This window comes from Enterococcus sp. AZ194 (assembly GCF_051713825.1).
GTDB lineage: Bacteria > Bacillota > Bacilli > Lactobacillales > Enterococcaceae > Enterococcus_K.
Genome location: NZ_JBIOQR010000001.1, coordinates 2,285,864 through 2,302,622, shown reverse-complemented (window position 1 = coordinate 2,302,622; position 16,759 = coordinate 2,285,864). Strand labels below are relative to the sequence as shown.

The following is a 16,759-nucleotide window of genomic DNA, read 5'->3' as shown; positions in this document are numbered from 1 at the left end:
TGTAGATGGAGGCACTTCTGTGTCGTCTATTCGGATAATAGGAGTGTAGGACATAACTTTTTGAGTTCATGTCCTACACTCGTTTTTTTTTTGCAACTGTTAAGAAGAAAAAGTTATGGTAAAATAGTTTACAGTTATGTTTTATGAAAGGACATTCATCGCACACAAAAGCTTATTTTTGACTCATCTTTGCTTTTAAAAATGGAGGAAATAATGAAAATTGCGATTAAAACAAATCAAGAACATGCTTATCAAGAGTTATGTAAAATGATTAATGAATCGTTGCCTGATACAGAATGTTTTTTGTCAAATGAACAACAGACGGCTCGTTGTGAACTATTGTTAGTTATGCCAGACTTATTGACTGAAAATTGGTTGATGTATTCTACGGAATGGTTAACACAACGAAGTTATTTGCAGATTGCTGTTGTTGAACGTGAGGACGCAGCAAGTATGGTCGACTATCTAGATCAAGGAGCCGATTTCGCTTGGATTTTACCAGAAAATTTAGATGAGTTGATAACTCGTTTGGTGGCTATACAGATATGGAAAGAACAAGATGCACTAGATAAGCAGTTGATTTTTAATGAAAAAGAATTGGTGATTTTACACGAAACAAAACAAGTTTTCTTTCGTGAAAAGGAGCTGCTGCTGACTTCTTCAGAATACCAAATTTTATTACGATTGGCTGAGCATCCTTTCCGAATTTATTCTAGAGAAGACTTATTATTATTGATAGGAAATGATTCGGGGATGAATCGAGTAGTTGATACACATATAAAAAATCTGCGAAAAAAAATGGAGATTGATCCCAAAAATCCACGTTATATTCAAACCGTTCACGGGCGAGGGTATCGATTTGGAATTAAGCGAACTGAAAATCAATAAGAAATTGTAACCTAATTCAGAGAAAGAAGTGATTGACAGATGACATGGAAAAACGAGACACAAAAAAGACAAGCTTACGAAATTTTATTAAAACAACAAGAAGGACTCCTAGAAATCGAGTCTAATTGGTTAGCGAATTTAAGTAATTCCTCGGCTTTATTAAATGAAACTTTACCAGAGACAGTGTTTGCGGGTTACTATCTTTTTGAGGAAGGGGAACTTATTTTGGGACCTTTTCAAGGGCGTGTGTCTTGTACGAGAATTAAACTAGGCAAAGGTGTCTGTGGTGAGTCTGCTAGTAAACGAGAAACGTTGATTGTAGAAAATGTAAAGGAACATGAAAACTATATTTCTTGTGATTCAAAAGCAATGTCAGAGATTGTTGTTCCGATGATTCATGAGGATCAATTAATTGGTGTGTTGGATATAGATAGCGGCGTTGTTGGGAACTACGATGAGGTCGATAAAGAATTTTTAGAAGCCTATGTTGAGCTATTATTGACAATGAAAAAGTAATTAATGAAAGGATTGCTGGGGCTAGTTGTCACTTAAGGTCTAGGCTCTTAACATTCGAATAAACGGTGGATACAGAAGCAACTCCATCTACACTCCGATCTCATCAATTTCTAAAGGTGAAACACCTTAAGAATTGAAGGACTGCGTTCCGCTCTCAACAACTTCTACGCATGAGACATGCTAGAGTTGAAGGTTCTTATTGCTGTAAAACACAACGAAGCATGAGTTGATGTTGCACAGTACCTAATCGGTGCTGTAAAACACAACGAAGCATGAGTTGATGTTGCACAGTACCTACCCGGTTCTCGGAGTTAAACACTTCTGTCCCAACCTCATTTTTTGTCTTTGTTTAGAGAATGAGTTTATTTTCTAACTGATGGAATCCATAGATAGGGTTCAGCGTACCTTCATAGGAATACAGCAGTTGAAAGGTTTTATACAGCATTAATTTGGTGTAAACTTCCTTCATGGTTAAGGGGGTAAGTGAAGGTTGGAAGTCGAAAATTAAGTGGCGGTCTTGAATGTTTATAGCGGTTAAAGGGAGGAAACGGTCCTTTTTTTGTAGAAAGATTCCTGCATATTCCTCGGTGATGGTTGGAATAACGATGGCTGTTAACAAATCATTGGCACGCATAGTAATCAGTCTCCCTTTTGGCATGTTGTTTATTCTTAATAAAGTATATCAGAGAGTGGGAGAAACAACCATGGTCGATTCCCTAAAAAAGCTCCCAAAGACAGTAGCTACCCCAGTTGTTTAACCATTTATATTAGGGGAAGTTCAGTAAGAAGGTATCATTTGAAAATGGATATTTTTGTATTTTTGATAAATTGAGACGAAACGAGTGATCTCTCTCAAATCACGTTGTCTACAAAAAACTCGCTGCATCTTTTTGTGCGGCGAGTTATACGTTTTATTTTAGTACGGCGATGGCCAGTGCTTTTTGGATTTCGTTGATACTTTTATCTTTGCTAAATTGCAGAGATTCAGCCGGTTCGAGGCCACTCGAAATCCATATCTTTAATTCTGCATCTAAATCAAAGTGTCCAGATGTTTCAATACTAAACCGAGAAATACTCTTGTAAGGAATGGATTTGTAGGCGACTTTTTTTCCAGTCATTCCTTGTTTATCTACAATGATTAATCGATAATCTGTAAAAACAATCAAATCACGGACAAATTTGTACGCTAAATTAATTTGCTCACCTGGTATTAGAACCTCTTCTAGTTGCTTTTCCGCTTTCTCTTGTTTGATGCTAGTTGCGTTCTCCATCAAGCCGTTAAATAAACCCATAACAGTCATCCTTTCATTTTTTCTTTCTATTCTAAGTGTAGAGGAAGAGGGACAGAATGAAAAGGATTATTTTTTGCGAGAAGACTCACTGGTTTTTTATTGTGTTTTTAACCAAACTTTTCTTTTTTTAGTTATAATAAAAGTGAGGTAGAATAATTGTTCTATCAATAATGCAAGCGATTACTTTCGAGCAGCTAGCTAAGTGACGAAAAAAGTAGAGTCAATGCTCAAAAGACATCAACTCTACATTTTGCTATAAATCGTTTACGAGTTTTGTTTAGTTGCACGGACCTAATCCTCTTTATCTAAAGGAATTCCTAGGATAAAGGTGGTTCCAGAAGGGCGACTGTGTATATCGAGAATCCAGTCATTCTTTTTAGTAATCGATGAGACGATAAATAGGCCAAGCCCCGTTCCATCTGATTCTGTTTTTGTCGTAAAGAAGGGAGTAAATATTTTTTCTTCTATTTCTTTTGGAATACCAGGACCATTGTCGGTCACAGCTATTTGGGCAAACTGTTTCTTCTGATACGCAAGTGAATGTTTCTGGAACTTTTCTAATTGTTCTTCGCATGCTAAGGATAAGCTGACGGCAATTTTTGGGTTATGCACAGAAGCTTGGTAGGCGTTTGTAATTAAGTTATAGAGGATAACCTGCAAATCGTTGGCTTCAAATTTTGCGTTGCCTACTGAAGCTGATTGATAGGTTAATGAGACCCTTTTAGGAACGAGTATATTCATTGTTTCAATAGCCTCAGTTACTACCTCTTCGACAGAAAAATAACTTTTGTTTCTTGAACCTGTTTTTGTAAAACGGAGCACATTTGTTGAGAGCATTTGCCCTTTTTCAGCAGCTCTATAAACTTCAGATAAGTCAGCGATAAGCTCTGTGTCAGAGTGACGTTCTTCAATGAGTAGCTGTAGGTTTCCAATCATAGGTGTTAAAAAGTTATTCATATCGTGAACAATGGTCGTCGTTAGAAGACCAACTGTTTCTAATTGAGACTTTTGCATCATTGTTTTTTCTAGCATATGTTTTTCTTTTAAAAATGTTTGGCGTTCGACTAGTTGAAGGTTCTCTAAGTAGGTTTGATTTCGACGAGTATAGTTGATAAAGCTGACACCCAAAAGAATAATAATAGCTAATAAGAGAGCCAATAGACCCAATATAATAAGATTTTCTTGGAGGGCTAAGCCATTTCGTTCGTAATAATCAGAAGAACTAGCGACAATCCAATGGGCATCACCGATAGTGATCCATTCGTAAGCGGAAAGTTTCAAGACTTTTTTTGGTTCTTTTTCAGTCCACCAGTAAGAATTATAGCTTAAAGTTCCTTTTTTATTTGTTTTTTGGACTTTTTCAAGTCGGATTAAATCACTGTAGTCTAGGTTTGGGTATTTTTTCTGACGGTCTTTTACGATATCAAAGCCAATCTGTTCTTCTGAAGGATGCATCAAAACTTTCATCTCTTCATTCTTAACCATTGTATAGCCATTCTGGTTCTCTGTGGTATCAATCTCTTTTTGATAGAGTTCCTCAAGATTGATGGGCAAAACAAGGATCGATTGAAGCGTGTGTTCTTTATCATAAACGGGCCTATACAAATTAACATAAGAAGTATTTTTAGCAAAGTAAGCTTCGCCATTTTGAAGAATACTGCCTGTAAGAGCCTTTTTATAGAGCGGATCATTATCAAGGTCGATCGTGGTTACGGGTTTTTCAATGAACTGATCTCCATGAATATCCTTTCCGTAAAGGAGGGTTCCGTTTGGCGAAATAAGGTAGAGTCCAGCAGCTGCTGAGGTCTTATATAAAAGGCTATTTTGAATTTGTTTGTCTTCAATTAAGGTATGATAATTTCCATCAACAAAAATATTCGAAGCGTAATCTTCCAAGGCTAAAGTATAAGATTGTATCTCTAAACGCAGTATTTTGATACTTGAATCATTGATTTTAGCTAGTTGGTTTTGCCCCATTTCCAATGCCTGTTTTTGTGTTTGGCGATAACTGCTTGCAGTAATTAACATCCCTAACATGGTCAGGAAAATGACTGTGATAATTCCCAGGCTAAGTAATTTATTTGAAGGTTTTTTCATTAGGTAGCTCCCTTTAAAATTAGATACAAAAAATTAGGAGGAAAAAAAGTGAGAAACGAAAAAATTCTTGTTATTGATGACGATTCTGCTATCCGGCGACTAATATGGAAATCATTACAATCAACAGGGGTACTAATCTATCAAAGTGATTCTGTAGAAAAGACCGTTGATATTATGACAAGGATACGATTTGATTTGTACTTGTTAGATATTAGTTTGGAGCATGAAAATGATGGCTATCATTTAGCTCAAATTATACGCGAACAAGATCCTCTTGTACCAATTATTTTTTTGAGTGGTAAAAAAAATGAAGAAGATATCATTGCTGGCTTAGAGATGGGTGCAGATTATTATATGACCAAGCCCTTTTTACCAAGTTTATTAAAAGCACAAGTTATCGCAACGCTTGATCGAGGCCGGGTTTTAAAAGAACATCGTACTTTTTCAAAAGAGAATAAAATTAAAATAGGCGACTTTTGTTTTGATAAAGCTCGCTATCATTTGTACAAAAAGGATGAGCAAATCAAACTTTCATCCAAAGAAATAAAGCTAATGCAATTTTTTATGGAGAATCCAGATCAAGTTTTTTCAAAAGAACAAATCTATCAAAGTGTCTGGAACGAAAGTGAGCCAGATGTAAATACAGTGATGGTTTTTATTAGTCACTTAAGAAATAAAATTGAGGATGATCCTAAAAATGCGAATTATATTAAAACGGTTTGGGGCTTAGGTTATACTTTTTTGCCACATGGGGAATGAAGGATGCCTTCTAGCTGAGCAAAATAAATACCCAAGGCCAACAAATCCGCTGAACCACCAGGGCTTAGATGGCGTTTCGTTAAAAGTGTATCATAGTGGTCTAATTCATCAAGTAACTCTTTTTCTGTAAAAGAGGCTTGATGAATTTTTTTGCTTTCAGATTTTACTTTCATCCAAGCGTCTATCCCACCTCGATGGAGTAGATTTCCATCTTCAATTTCACTCATTAAGAACACAAGTGCACGCAATAAACGATCTCTAGTAGACAAATCTAGCGTGTTTCGCAAAAAAGGAAGGAGTTTGTCTTGGAGGGTGGGGTACCCTGCGGCCGCTTCTCCTCGTATCCCTGTTATCCCATAATCCAAATACAATTTTTCGCCATAGGTAAGTGTCTCTTTGGATTCTAAATCAGTAAAATCTTCAATAAGTAGGTGCTCAGTCAGTTGACGGGTTCGCGATAAAATATGCTGAATATCTACTTTAGTCAAAGGTAATTCACTGTGTTCTTTTTGTTGAAGGTACCAACCAGACGCTCCTAAGATAACGGCAAATGAGAAATTAGCTCCTTTGTGTGCGTTAATCTGTTGAGTGGCTTGAAGCATAGCTTTTTCGGCTTTGATACCAATCGTTCTTAACTTCTGAAACAAATTAATAGCTGATCCGTTATGAGTGAATCCAGCCTCGGCGTATTGCTGGAAATACGTGCGTAAACTAACGGTACTATCTAAAAAAGTGAAGATGTTCATGTCGCTGTGTGCACCTGTAGATAGAGGATCAACAAGACCTGGCTTAGGTGCTAAACTCACCTCATAAAGGAGAGCTTTTTCAGCATAATCAGCTAAGAGTAGGGGGAAGTTAGTCAATTTGTCTACGCTCCATTTCTGCTAAAATAAACTGTAATGAACGATCCAAATGCTCGTGTGTAATTAAGGTGATTTGTTCGACATTCTTCGTCTTCATTCCTCGATAGATTAACCAATGTTCTTCTAAGGCTTTGTCTCTTCTTTTAGAGGAACGAATCGCAATATCACGAAAATAGACAAGATAAGCTTGCAGTTCCAAAACAATCGATTTTAAACGAAGCATTTGACTTTTCTCATAGATAAAGGCGTTAAAATCAGAGAAGTTTTGTAAGACTAACTCTGTCTCATCTGCTTTGTTATAAGCTTCTCCACGTTCTAAAAGTTCTTTTAACTCACGAAAGTCTTGTTCAGTCATCTTATTCATGGCTTTAATGGTGGCCAAGGTATCTAAAGATTTGCGAATATCATAAATTTCATAGGCGTCTTTGACTCGAATTCCTTGAACGACAATCCCGATTTTAGGCACATGAACAACTAGTTTTTCATTTACTAATTGTTTCATAGCCAAACGAATAGGGGTTCTACTGATATTTAGCTCTTCTGCAAAGACTTTTTCGTTAATTCGCGTATCAGCTGGAATATCCCCTAAAATAATTGTTTTCCGGAAGGCTTCATAAATCAAAACATTCAATGTTTTATTTTGTGTTAAATCCAAGTTTTTTCTCACGGCTTCAACAATGGTACTCATTTATCTCTCCTCATTTCTTCTAATGCAATGAAAATATATATCTATATGGGAAATTATTCAACAGTTCTTAGAATATCCTCATTCAAAAAATAATAGGGGCGGGACCGTAACAACGACCCGCCCCTGTAATATACTACCTATTATTGTGGAATGTATAGTGGCATATGACCAAGTAATACAATAGTTACGATAAAGATAACAAAGATTCCAAGGGCATACTTAGCCGCTTCTTTTTGCCATTGTCCCATGTCTAAACCAGTTAGACGTAGAAGTAAGTAAATGAATGCAACTAATGGACTTAGTAAATGGAATGCTTGACCCATAAGAGAAGCAAGGGCCATTTGCATACTTGTAAAACCATACGCATGTCCAGCTTCAGCTAATACAGGAAGAACACCAAAGTAGAAACCATCATTTGAGATGAAGAAGGTTCCTGGTGCAGAGATTAGGGCAATCACTAATCCCCAGAATCCAGCTAATTGTTTAGGAATGATATGAGTGAAGCTGTTTGCTAAAGCTTCAGCCATTCCTGAACCTTGGAATAAGCCCATAAATACGCCGGCTGCAAAAACTAAGATAACAACTTGAACGGCATCTCCGCCGTTAGCGCCAATACGTGCAGACTGATCTTTTAATACTGGATAGTTGACCATCAAAGCAATACATGTTCCCACTAGGAATAATAAAAGTGGTGGAAGAGCAATAGAATCAATGAATGAACTTGCAACTAACCAAGCGATAAGACCGATAGTTAGAATACCGTTAAATGCGAAGTTTTTTGGACGACGAATTTGTAATGTTTCAGGATCTGTTACAGTCGTCATTTCTAAAATTTCATCTGCTGATAATTCAGTAATTCCCAAACGAGCACGTTCTTGTTTCCCCATACGGCGAGCAACAAAAAAGATAACGTAGATGATTGATAAAATCATTCCTGGTGCAAGATAGGTAAGAATATCCGCATCCACTTCTAGAACTGCCATGGCACGAGCTGTTGGTCCGCCCCAAGGTAATAAGTTCATAATGGTGTTTTGTAGAATAATTAACACACCAAGGTTCATCATTTTCATGTTTAATTTTTTATAAATTGGAATAAACGCAGAACAGCAAATCAAGGTAGTTGTTGTACCATCTCCATTTAGAGAAACAGTGGCTGCAACGATAGCTGTTGCCATTAAGACCTTCATCGGGTCCCCTTTAGCAAAATAAATCATTTTTTTCGTGATTGGATCAAATAATCCTGCATCCAACATAATAGAGAAATACAAAATTGCAAAGAGCAACATAATCCCTGTGTTCGATGTAGTCTTAATTCCTTCTAATACAAAATCTCCAATATTTCCTTTGTTTGATACTCCTGAGACCATTGCAACTAAGGTAAACACTAAAGGAATGACTACCAAAGAGGTGAATGGCGACATTTTCTTTTTCATGATTACAAACATGAAGACAATAATCATGGCATAAGATAAAACAGTCAATAACATAATTTTCTTCCTTTCTACAAATCAATTAATAAGTTCTTGTAAACGGTGTCAATTCCAACAAATAAAAAAGCGACTAAAAAAGTATGTGAGAGAAGTGAATCAGACGCTTAGTGAGGAATAACTTTTCCGTTTGACGTGTATAGAATAAGCAATATTTCGTTTATAAGATAGGTCAATTACGGAAAAAGAACAGGAAAAAAACAATTCGGCATAGGTATTCTTAGTAAATGTTTAACAAGATATTAACAAAATCTTAACGCCTTAAAAAGGCTGGTATAACAACGTTTGTGAGGTTTTTTTGTTAATTCTATAAAAATAAGAACAGAAAAAAAACAATAAAGTCCTCTTTTGAACTTTCAGATTTATCCATTCTTACTATAATGTGAATGAGAGAAGGAAAGGAGCAAAAAAGAAGGTATGGGAATATTTGCGCGACTGTTTAAAAAAGAAGAAACACCCGTGAAGACGACACAGACCGCTTCTATCATTTCTACTAAAGATGAAATGGAAGAAGGGTGGACGACAATTCCAGCCTATATAGATGCGAATGCAGAAGATTATCAGCTGGTGAGTTTGATTGCGACAGCGATTGCGGCCGGGGATCAGCCGGATAAACAGTTTGTTGTCAAAAAGATCAAAAAACGCAACCCAGAAGCAAAGCTAGTTTCTCTTATAGCATCTAGCATTGCTGCAGGCACCAATGAGAACAGTCAATTTGTTGTTCGACGTATGGCAAAAAAATAGAATTTTGGAGGGAACAAAATGTTACGTAAATTTAAAATTTCGATTGATGGAAAAGAGTATTTAGTAGAAATGGAAGAAATTGGCGGCGTACCACAACCAACTGCTCCTGTACAACCGGTTGCTGCACCTGCTGCGCCAGTTGCTCAAGAAGCACCTCAAGCGGCTGCACCTGAAGCTGCACCTGCACCAAAAACACAAGCTGGGGCAGATGCAATGCCTTCACCAATGCCGGGAACTATTTTGAAGGTTTTAGTGGCTGTCGGTGACACCGTTCAAGAAAACCAACCATTGATGATCTTAGAAGCCATGAAAATGGAAAATGAAATTGTCGCAGGTGCAGCTGGAACTGTAACAGGAATTCATGTCACTCAAGGTGAGATGGTCAATCCAGGAGATTCTTTGATTACGATTCAATAATTCAAGTGAATCAATTGGTGTAAAAATGAAAGTGAAAAGGAAGTGACATTAGTGGAAACACTTGTTGAAGGGATTTTAGGAATGGGTCAAGAGCCAGGACGTTTCGTCATGATGGTAATTGGTGGCATTCTGATGTATTTAGGAATTAAAAAAGAGTATGAGCCAACCTTGTTAGTACCGATGGGGTTAGGAACAATTTTGGTCAATTTTCCAAACTCTGGTGTGTTAAGTGCTGGAGGCGAAGCCGGCCCATTTCAAGTATTGTTTGATATGGGGATTTCAACCGAGCTATTCCCGTTATTATTATTTATAGGGATTGGTGCGATGATCGATTTCGGTCCGTTATTGCAAAATCCATTCTTGCTTTTATTTGGAGCGGCAGCCCAGTTCGGTATTTTCTTTACGATTATCGTTGCGGTCTTAATCGGCTTTGATTTAAATGATGCTGCCTCTATTGGAATTATCGGTGCGGCAGATGGACCAACGTCTATCTTTGTTGCCAACACGTTAGATTCGAAATATATGGGCGCTATCATGGTCGCTGCGTATTCTTACATGGCGTTAGTGCCAATCATTCAGCCGGTAGCGATTAAAGCTGTGACAACGAAAAAAGAACGTCGCATTCGTATGAATTACCGAGCAGGAGAAGTTTCGCAAACAGCAAAAATATTATTCCCGATTGTTATTTCAATTGTCGCAGGACTGATTGCCCCAGTTTCTCTACCTTTAGTTGGTTTCTTGATGTTCGGAAACTTATTGAGAGAATGTGGCGTGTTAGACCGTCTATCAGTGACTGCCCAAAACGAGCTAGTGAATATTATTAGTATTTTGCTTGGGTTATCTATCTCTGTAAAAATGCAATATGAAGAATTCTTACAGCTAGATACATTAATGGTTATTGGTTTAGGATTAGTAGCGTTTATCATGGATTCAATAGGTGGGGTATTGTTTGCCAAGCTATTAAATCTATTTAGAAAAGAAAAAATCAATCCGATGATTGGCGCAGCCGGAATCTCAGCCTTCCCAATGTCGAGTCGAGTGATTCAAAAAATGGCAACGGATGAAGACCCACAAAACTTTATCTTGATGCATGCAGCAGGAGCGAATGTATCAGGACAAATCGCTTCAGTTATCGCAGGTGGCTTATTGCTTGCGTTACTTGGATAAGAAAGGAGAACGTATATGTCAGCAGATTTAATGAAATCATTGGAATTACTAGTATTAGGATGGGGTGGCGTATTCGCAGTTATCTTAATTATCTATCTTGCGTCTGTGTTACTAAGTAAATTATTCCCAATTAAAAAATAATCAAAGAAGAGGATTGTATGTATTCATTAAAAAGATTGTGGTTGAAAAAAGATAAGCAAGCCTACGAACAATGGGCGAATTTAATGGACAAAGCGAATTTGAATAAAGAAGAAGCGCTTGATTATACTGTCGGGATTTATATGAAGGATCAGCTAATGGCGACGGGATCTTATTATCGGAATATTTTAAAGTGTCTCGTTGTTTGTAAAGACGCTCAGTCGGAAAATTTATTGACTGAAATCGTTCAGCACCTGATTAGTCGCTTGTCAGATGAGGGTGAGCATCATTATTTCTTATATACAAAACCGATTCATGCGTCTATTTTCCGTTCATTAGGCTTTCAAAAAATTATCGAAACTGCAGATATTCTTTTTATGGAGCAAGGATTTCCTAACTTCCAGAACTATCTTTCTATGCTCAAAAAAAATAAAAAGGTCGGTTCTGGAAGTGGGATTGTTATGAATGCCAATCCGTTTACTAAGGGACATCAATATCTGGTGGAAACAGCCTCAAAAGAATCTGAACAAGTCTATGTATTTGTATTATCGGCAGATGACTCAGAGTTTTCTTCTAGTGATCGGTTTGAAATGGTCAAGCGCGGAGTGGCACATTTAAACAATGTTACGGTGTTTCCTACAAATGATTACCTTATTTCATCTGCTACCTTTCCCTCATACTTTTTAAAAAGTAGTGCGATAGAAAGTGTAGCAAAAATACAAGCAACCGTTGATGCGCAGTTGTTTAAAGAGAAAATTGCACCTGTTCTAGCGATTGATACTCGTTATGTAGGAGAAGAGCCTTATTCAAGAGTGACAGAAATTTATAATCAAGCAATGGCTATTGTGTTTGATTCTTCTTTGAACTTAACGATTGTGCCTAGAATTAGTGTTTCAGGGCAGATAATTAGCGCAACAAAAGTTAGAAAAGCCCTACAAGAGGGAAACGATCAACAAGTAAAAAACTATGTCCCGCTAACAACCTATAATTATATAAAAAAGCAAAGTGAGAGGTGAAGCAAAGTGGAAATCACAAGAAGTGCAGTTGCAGGAACCGTTGAATCGAGCGATATTATGGTGACCGTTGAGCCGATGGAAGAAAAAGGAATTCAAATTTCTTTAGAAAGTAGTGTTGAGAAACAATTTGGTGAACAAATCAGACAGGTAATTTCAGAGACACTTGCAAAATTAGGGGTTGAAGCGGCCCAAATAACGGCAGTGGATAAAGGAGCGCTTGATTGTACCATTCAAGCTCGAACAATTACAGCCGTTCATCGTGCTTCAGAAACAGAGACTTATGATTGGAAGGAGATTCGCTCATGGAACGCTTAAGAAGAACCATGATGTTTGTGCCTGGTGCAAATGCTGCAATGTTGCGAGATGCCCCATTATATGGAGCAGATTCAATTATGTTTGATTTGGAGGATGCTGTCTCTTTGAAAGAAAAAGACTCCGCTCGAACATTGGTTCATTTTGCTCTACAAACATTTGATTATAGTCAAGTGGAAACAGTGGTCCGTATTAATAGTTTGGATGCAGGTGGCGCCCAAGATGCTGAAGCGATGGTTTTAGCAGGTGTGAATGTCATTCGTTTGCCAAAAACGGAAACAGCCCAAGATATTGTGGCTGTTGATGAAGTGATTACCGCCGTTGAAAAAGCCAACAAGATTCCTGTCGGCACAACAAAAATGATGGCAGCTATCGAGTCAGCTGAAGGGGTCTTGAATGCACGTGAAATCGCAAAAGCGTCAGATCGTTTAATTGGGATTGCTTTGGGAGCAGAAGATTACGTAACCAACATGAAAACAAGACGTTATCCAGATGGTCAAGAGTTATCATTTGCACGAAACATGATTCTTCATTCAGCTAGAGCTGCTGGAATAGCTGCAATTGACACCGTTTACTCAGATGTAGATAACGTTGAAGGCTTTAAAAATGAAGTCCAACGCATTAAACAATTAGGTTTTGACGGGAAATCAGTGATTAACCCACGTCAAATTCCATTAGTAAATGCCATTTATGCACCAACAGAAAAAGAAATCCAACAAGCAAAAGAAGTGATTTGGGGGATTCGTGAAGCTGAAGCAAAAGGCTCAGGTGTTATTTCTGTGAATGGGAAAATGGTTGATAAACCAATCGTTGAACGTGCAGAACGAGTGATTGCCTTAGCGAAGGCAGCAAAATTGATTACTGAGGAGGATATTTAGTCATGGTCATGAATAAAGCAGGAAAAGAAATTCCTCAAGCATATGCAGAAACATATGGCGTATTTGAAGGTGAACTAGCACATATTGATACGTATAAAGAAGCAAGTCGAACCATCAAGCCTGTTCGTCCAAGAGACACAAAACTGTTGAAAAGTGTCCGTGAAGCGATTGAAAAAACAGGATTAAAAGATGGCATGACTATTTCGTTTCATCATCATTTCCGTGAGGGCGATTTTGTCATGAATATGGTTTTAGAAGAGATTGCTAGTATGGGAATCAAGAATCTTTCTATTGCCCCAAGTTCAATTGCCAATGTTCATGAGCCATTGATTGGACATATCAAAAATGGCGTAGTAACCAATATCACATCAAGTGGGCTACGAGATAAAGTCGGAGCGGCTATTTCTGAAGGGATTATGGAGAATCCAGTCGTTATTCGTTCTCACGGAGGGCGTGCGCGTGCGATTGCCGCAGGAGATGTGCATATTGATGTAGCCTTCTTAGGTGCGCCAAGTTCAGATGCTTATGGAAATGCTAATGGAACAGTTGGGAAAGCGACATGTGGTTCTTTGGGCTACGCGATGGTGGATGCAAAATATGCGGATCAAGTCGTGATTATTACAGATACATTGGTTCCTTTTCCAAATACACCAATCAGTATTCCACAAACAGATGTTGACTATGTGGTTGAGGTGGAAGCAATCGGCGATCCAAATGGAATTGCCAAAGGAGCCACTCGTTTCACAAAAAATCCCAAAGAGTTATTAATTGCAGAGTATGCCGCTAAGGTTATTACCAACTCGCCGTATTACAAACAAGGATTTTCTTTCCAAACGGGAACAGGGGGAGCTTCCTTAGCCGTTTCAAGGTTTTTACGTGAAGCAATGATTCAAGATGAAATTACAGCAAGTTTTGCATTAGGTGGCATTACGAATGCGATGGTGGAGTTGTTAGAAGAGGGCTTAGTTGAGAAGATTATTGATGTTCAAGATTTCGATCATCCTTCTGCCATCTCTTTAGGAAAAAATGAAAACCATTATGAGATTGATGCCAATATGTACGCTTCTCCATTAAGTAAAGGCGCGGTGATTAACCAATTAGATACGGCTATTTTATCTGCTTTGGAAATCGACACAAATTATAATGTGAATGTTATTACCGGTTCTGATGGTGTCATTCGTGGTGCTTCTGGGGGTCACTCAGATACAAGCATGGGTTGTAAGATGAGCTTGGTTATCTCACCACTTGTTCGTGGACGTATCCCAACAATTGTAGATACTGTAAATACAGTGGTGACGCCAGGAACAAGTATTGATGTCGTCGTGACGGAAGTTGGCATCGCGATTAATCCAAACCGTCAAGATTTAATTGCTCATTTCAAAAAATTAGATGTGCCACAATTTACTATTGATGAATTAAAAGAAAAAGCATACGGAATCGTGGGAACACCTGAAGCGATTAAATATGGCGAGAAAGTAGTCGCTTTAATTGAGTATCGTGACGGCACATTGATTGATGTTGTGAAGAATGTATAATTCATTATTTGATGGACCAGAAGTTTCTTTACCGGAGATGTTAGCGGCAAGAGAAAACCGAGCAGCTTTACAAAAAGAGTTACTGGAATCGTGTCCTCAACAGATACTGTTATCTGCGACGATGAATATTCCAGGGGCGGTCAAAACATCAAAAGAGCTAGAAACTATTTTTAGATGTGTGACAGACGAAATTGAAGCTGTCGTCATGGAGATTATTCCACTGGCCAATGTTTATCGAAACGAAAAGACAGGCTATGAATACTTTTTGTTAGTACCTCTAGAAAAAAAAGAGTTAAAACAACAGATGATAGAAATTGAAGAAGAACATAAATATGGGCGACTAGTTGATTTGGACGTTCTTTGGCTTGAAGAGGGCGAAGTAAACGTGTTGAGTCGTGAAGCATTAGACTATCCTAAACGAACATGTTTTGTTTGTAAAGAGGATGCAAAAATTTGCGGACGTACACGAGCACACTCGGTTGAAGAGATCCAAAAAGAAATTAGCCAGCTAGTTGAAAGAGGAAGGATGCAAGCAAATGACTAAAAAAATTCATTTTATGGAGACGGTCTTACGCGATGGGCAACAAAGTTTAATTGCAACACGAATGCCTACAGAAGATATGCTACCAATCATCAAAACGATGGATGAAGCGGGCTACCATTCATTAGAGATGTGGGGAGGCGCGACATTTGACTCTTGTATTCGTTTCTTAGATGAAGACCCATGGGAAAGATTACGCCAAATTCGTAAAGCAGTGAAGAATACGAAGCTTCAAATGTTGCTTCGAGGCCAAAATTTACTTGGATATAAAAACTATGCGGATGATGTAGTCAGAGAATTTGTGGAAAAATCCATAAAAAATGGAATTGATGTCGTTCGTGTTTTTGATGCTTTAAATGATACACGAAACTTAAAAACGTCTATTGTGACAGCTAAGGAAGCTGGCGGGCACTGCCAAACAGCTATTTCTTATACAACAAGTGAAATCCATACCGTAGATTATTTTGTTCATCTAGCAAAAGAAATGGCCGCTACGGGCGCTGATTCCATCTGTATCAAAGACATGGCGGGAGTTTTGACTCCTCAAACAGGCTTTGAATTAGTCAGTCGAATCAAAGATGCCGTGGATTTACCATTAGAAGTGCATACACATGCAACGAGTGGTATCTCAGAAATGACTTATTTAAAAGTAGCAGAAGCAGGTGCGGATATTATCGATACAGCCATCTCTTCATTTGCTGGTGGGACAAGTCAACCAGCGACAGAATCAATGGCGATTTCATTAGAAGAGATGGGATATGATACTGGATTAAGCATGGAAAAAGTGGCACAAATTGCTGAATATTTTAATCCTATCCGTGATCGTTTCCGTGAAGAAGGGATTTTGAATCCCAAAGTCAAAGATGTCGAACCTAAGACCTTAATCTATCAAGTGCCTGGGGGGATGTTATCCAACCTTTTGAGTCAATTAACCGAACAAGGTTTGCAAGATAAGTATGAAGAAGTTTTGGCAGAAGTGCCAAAAGTTCGTGCAGACCTTGGATTTCCTCCTTTAGTTACCCCTTTATCTCAAATGGTTGGAACCCAAGCCTTGATGAATGTGATTTCTGGGGAACGGTACAAACTTGTGCCGACAGAAATTAAGGAATATGTTCGCGGATTGTATGGACGACCACCAGCACCGATCGCAGCGAGTATTCAAGAACAGATTATCGGCGACGAAGAAGTGATTACAAAACGTCCTGCTGATTTGATTGCCCCACAGTTACCAGAATTTAAAGAAGAGATCAAAGCGTATGCCAAATCAACAGAAGATGTGTTGATGTATGCCTTATTCCCTCAACAGGCGAAGGATTTCTTAGGGCGTCGTGAAGATCCATTTTATGATGTACCTGTTCAAACAGTTGATGTGAAAATCGACATAAACTAGACATAAATAGACTGATTAAACGTTTTTTGTA

General features: G+C 38.1%; 19 protein-coding genes. 13 read left to right on the top strand and 6 right to left on the bottom strand.

All coding sequences use genetic code 11. The features are described from left to right. Positions 1 to 213 precede the first annotated feature (213 nt). Positions 214 to 888 carry a winged helix-turn-helix domain-containing protein gene (locus tag IGI37_RS10780; protein WP_438761830.1) on the top strand — a complete coding sequence of 225 codons (675 nt, stop codon included), beginning with the start codon at positions 214 to 216 and terminating at the stop codon, positions 886 to 888. Between the two features lie 39 nt (positions 889 to 927). Beyond that, positions 928 to 1,404, top strand: coding sequence for a GAF domain-containing protein (locus tag IGI37_RS10775; protein WP_438761828.1), 477 nt, complete (start codon positions 928 to 930; stop codon positions 1,402 to 1,404). Positions 1,405 to 1,753: 349 nt separating this feature from the next. Here IGI37_RS10775 and IGI37_RS10770 read toward each other — a convergent pair whose 3' ends face one another. The 3 genes from IGI37_RS10770 to IGI37_RS10760 form a co-directional block, all read right to left on the bottom strand. Further along, entirely contained in the window at positions 1,754 to 2,062 is a 309-nt protein-coding gene (locus IGI37_RS10770; protein WP_438761827.1) for a hypothetical protein, read from the bottom strand. Positions 2,063 to 2,315: 253 nt separating this feature from the next. After that, complete coding sequence (locus tag IGI37_RS10765) at positions 2,316 to 2,696, bottom strand: PH domain-containing protein (protein ID WP_438761825.1); 381 nt, start codon at positions 2,694 to 2,696, stop codon at positions 2,316 to 2,318. A gap of 291 nt (positions 2,697 to 2,987) precedes the next feature. Beyond that, positions 2,988 to 4,793 (bottom strand): sensor histidine kinase, encoded by a 1,806-nt coding sequence (locus IGI37_RS10760; RefSeq protein WP_438761823.1) that lies wholly within the window; start codon positions 4,791 to 4,793, stop codon positions 2,988 to 2,990. A 48-nt stretch (positions 4,794 to 4,841) separates the two neighbouring features. Between IGI37_RS10760 and IGI37_RS10755 the strand changes: the two genes are divergently transcribed. Beyond that, on the top strand, positions 4,842 to 5,552 hold the full coding sequence (locus IGI37_RS10755; protein WP_438761821.1) for a response regulator transcription factor: 711 nt from the start codon (positions 4,842 to 4,844) through the stop codon (positions 5,550 to 5,552). On the opposite strand, the gene citG is transcribed toward IGI37_RS10755, so the two are convergent. The 3 genes from citG to IGI37_RS10740 all read right to left on the bottom strand — a co-directional run bounded on the left by citG (position 5,525) and on the right by IGI37_RS10740 (position 8,590). Then, positions 5,525 to 6,415: a triphosphoribosyl-dephospho-CoA synthase CitG gene (citG, locus tag IGI37_RS10750; RefSeq protein WP_438761820.1), complete on the bottom strand. Its 891-nt coding sequence runs from the start codon at positions 6,413 to 6,415 to the stop codon at positions 5,525 to 5,527. The genes IGI37_RS10755 and citG overlap by 28 nt on opposite strands. Further along, on the bottom strand, positions 6,408 to 7,103 hold the full coding sequence (locus IGI37_RS10745) for a GntR family transcriptional regulator (RefSeq protein WP_438761819.1): 696 nt from the start codon (positions 7,101 to 7,103) through the stop codon (positions 6,408 to 6,410). Before IGI37_RS10745 ends, citG begins: the two co-directional genes overlap by 8 nt. Positions 7,104 to 7,243: 140 nt before the next feature. Then, entirely contained in the window at positions 7,244 to 8,590 is a 1,347-nt protein-coding gene (locus tag IGI37_RS10740) for a CitMHS family transporter (RefSeq protein ID WP_438761817.1), read from the bottom strand. Between the two features lie 417 nt (positions 8,591 to 9,007). Here IGI37_RS10740 and IGI37_RS10735 point away from each other — a divergent pair, with 417 nt between their 5' ends. The 10 genes from IGI37_RS10735 to IGI37_RS10690 are packed head-to-tail and all read left to right on the top strand — an operon-like array spanning position 9,008 to position 16,728. Further along, entirely contained in the window at positions 9,008 to 9,334 is a 327-nt protein-coding gene (locus IGI37_RS10735; RefSeq protein ID WP_438761816.1) for a hypothetical protein, read from the top strand. Positions 9,335 to 9,352: 18 nt separating this feature from the next. Next, positions 9,353 to 9,751: an acetyl-CoA carboxylase biotin carboxyl carrier protein subunit gene (locus tag IGI37_RS10730; protein ID WP_438761814.1), complete on the top strand. Its 399-nt coding sequence runs from the start codon at positions 9,353 to 9,355 to the stop codon at positions 9,749 to 9,751. Between the two features lie 51 nt (positions 9,752 to 9,802). After that, the gene (locus tag IGI37_RS10725; RefSeq protein ID WP_438761812.1) at positions 9,803 to 10,918 is read left to right on the top strand and encodes a sodium ion-translocating decarboxylase subunit beta; all 1,116 of its coding nucleotides are present in this window, start codon (positions 9,803 to 9,805) and stop codon (positions 10,916 to 10,918) included. Positions 10,919 to 10,933: 15 nt separating this feature from the next. Further along, positions 10,934 to 11,059 (top strand): OadG-related small transporter subunit, encoded by a 126-nt coding sequence (locus IGI37_RS10720; protein WP_438761811.1) that lies wholly within the window; start codon positions 10,934 to 10,936, stop codon positions 11,057 to 11,059. Between the two features lie 17 nt (positions 11,060 to 11,076). Further along, a complete protein-coding gene (citC, locus tag IGI37_RS10715; protein WP_438761809.1) occupies positions 11,077 to 12,072 on the top strand; it encodes a [citrate (pro-3S)-lyase] ligase in 996 nt (331 codons plus the stop codon). A gap of 57 nt (positions 12,073 to 12,129) precedes the next feature. Then, positions 12,130 to 12,387 carry a citrate lyase acyl carrier protein gene (citD, locus tag IGI37_RS10710; protein WP_438763635.1) on the top strand — a complete coding sequence of 86 codons (258 nt, stop codon included), beginning with the start codon at positions 12,130 to 12,132 and terminating at the stop codon, positions 12,385 to 12,387. Continuing rightward, positions 12,375 to 13,262 (top strand): citrate (pro-3S)-lyase subunit beta, encoded by an 888-nt coding sequence (citE, locus tag IGI37_RS10705; protein WP_438761807.1) that lies wholly within the window; start codon positions 12,375 to 12,377, stop codon positions 13,260 to 13,262. The genes citD and citE overlap by 13 nt, the downstream gene beginning before the upstream one ends. Before the next feature lie 2 nt (positions 13,263 to 13,264). Continuing rightward, a complete protein-coding gene (citF, locus tag IGI37_RS10700) occupies positions 13,265 to 14,797 on the top strand; it encodes a citrate lyase subunit alpha (protein ID WP_438761806.1) in 1,533 nt (510 codons plus the stop codon). Further along, positions 14,790 to 15,341, top strand: coding sequence for a citrate lyase holo-[acyl-carrier protein] synthase (citX, locus tag IGI37_RS10695; protein WP_438761805.1), 552 nt, complete (start codon positions 14,790 to 14,792; stop codon positions 15,339 to 15,341). The genes citF and citX overlap by 8 nt, the downstream gene beginning before the upstream one ends. Next, a complete protein-coding gene (locus IGI37_RS10690) occupies positions 15,334 to 16,728 on the top strand; it encodes an oxaloacetate decarboxylase subunit alpha (protein ID WP_438761804.1) in 1,395 nt (464 codons plus the stop codon). The genes citX and IGI37_RS10690 overlap by 8 nt, the downstream gene beginning before the upstream one ends. Positions 16,729 to 16,759 lie beyond the last annotated feature (31 nt).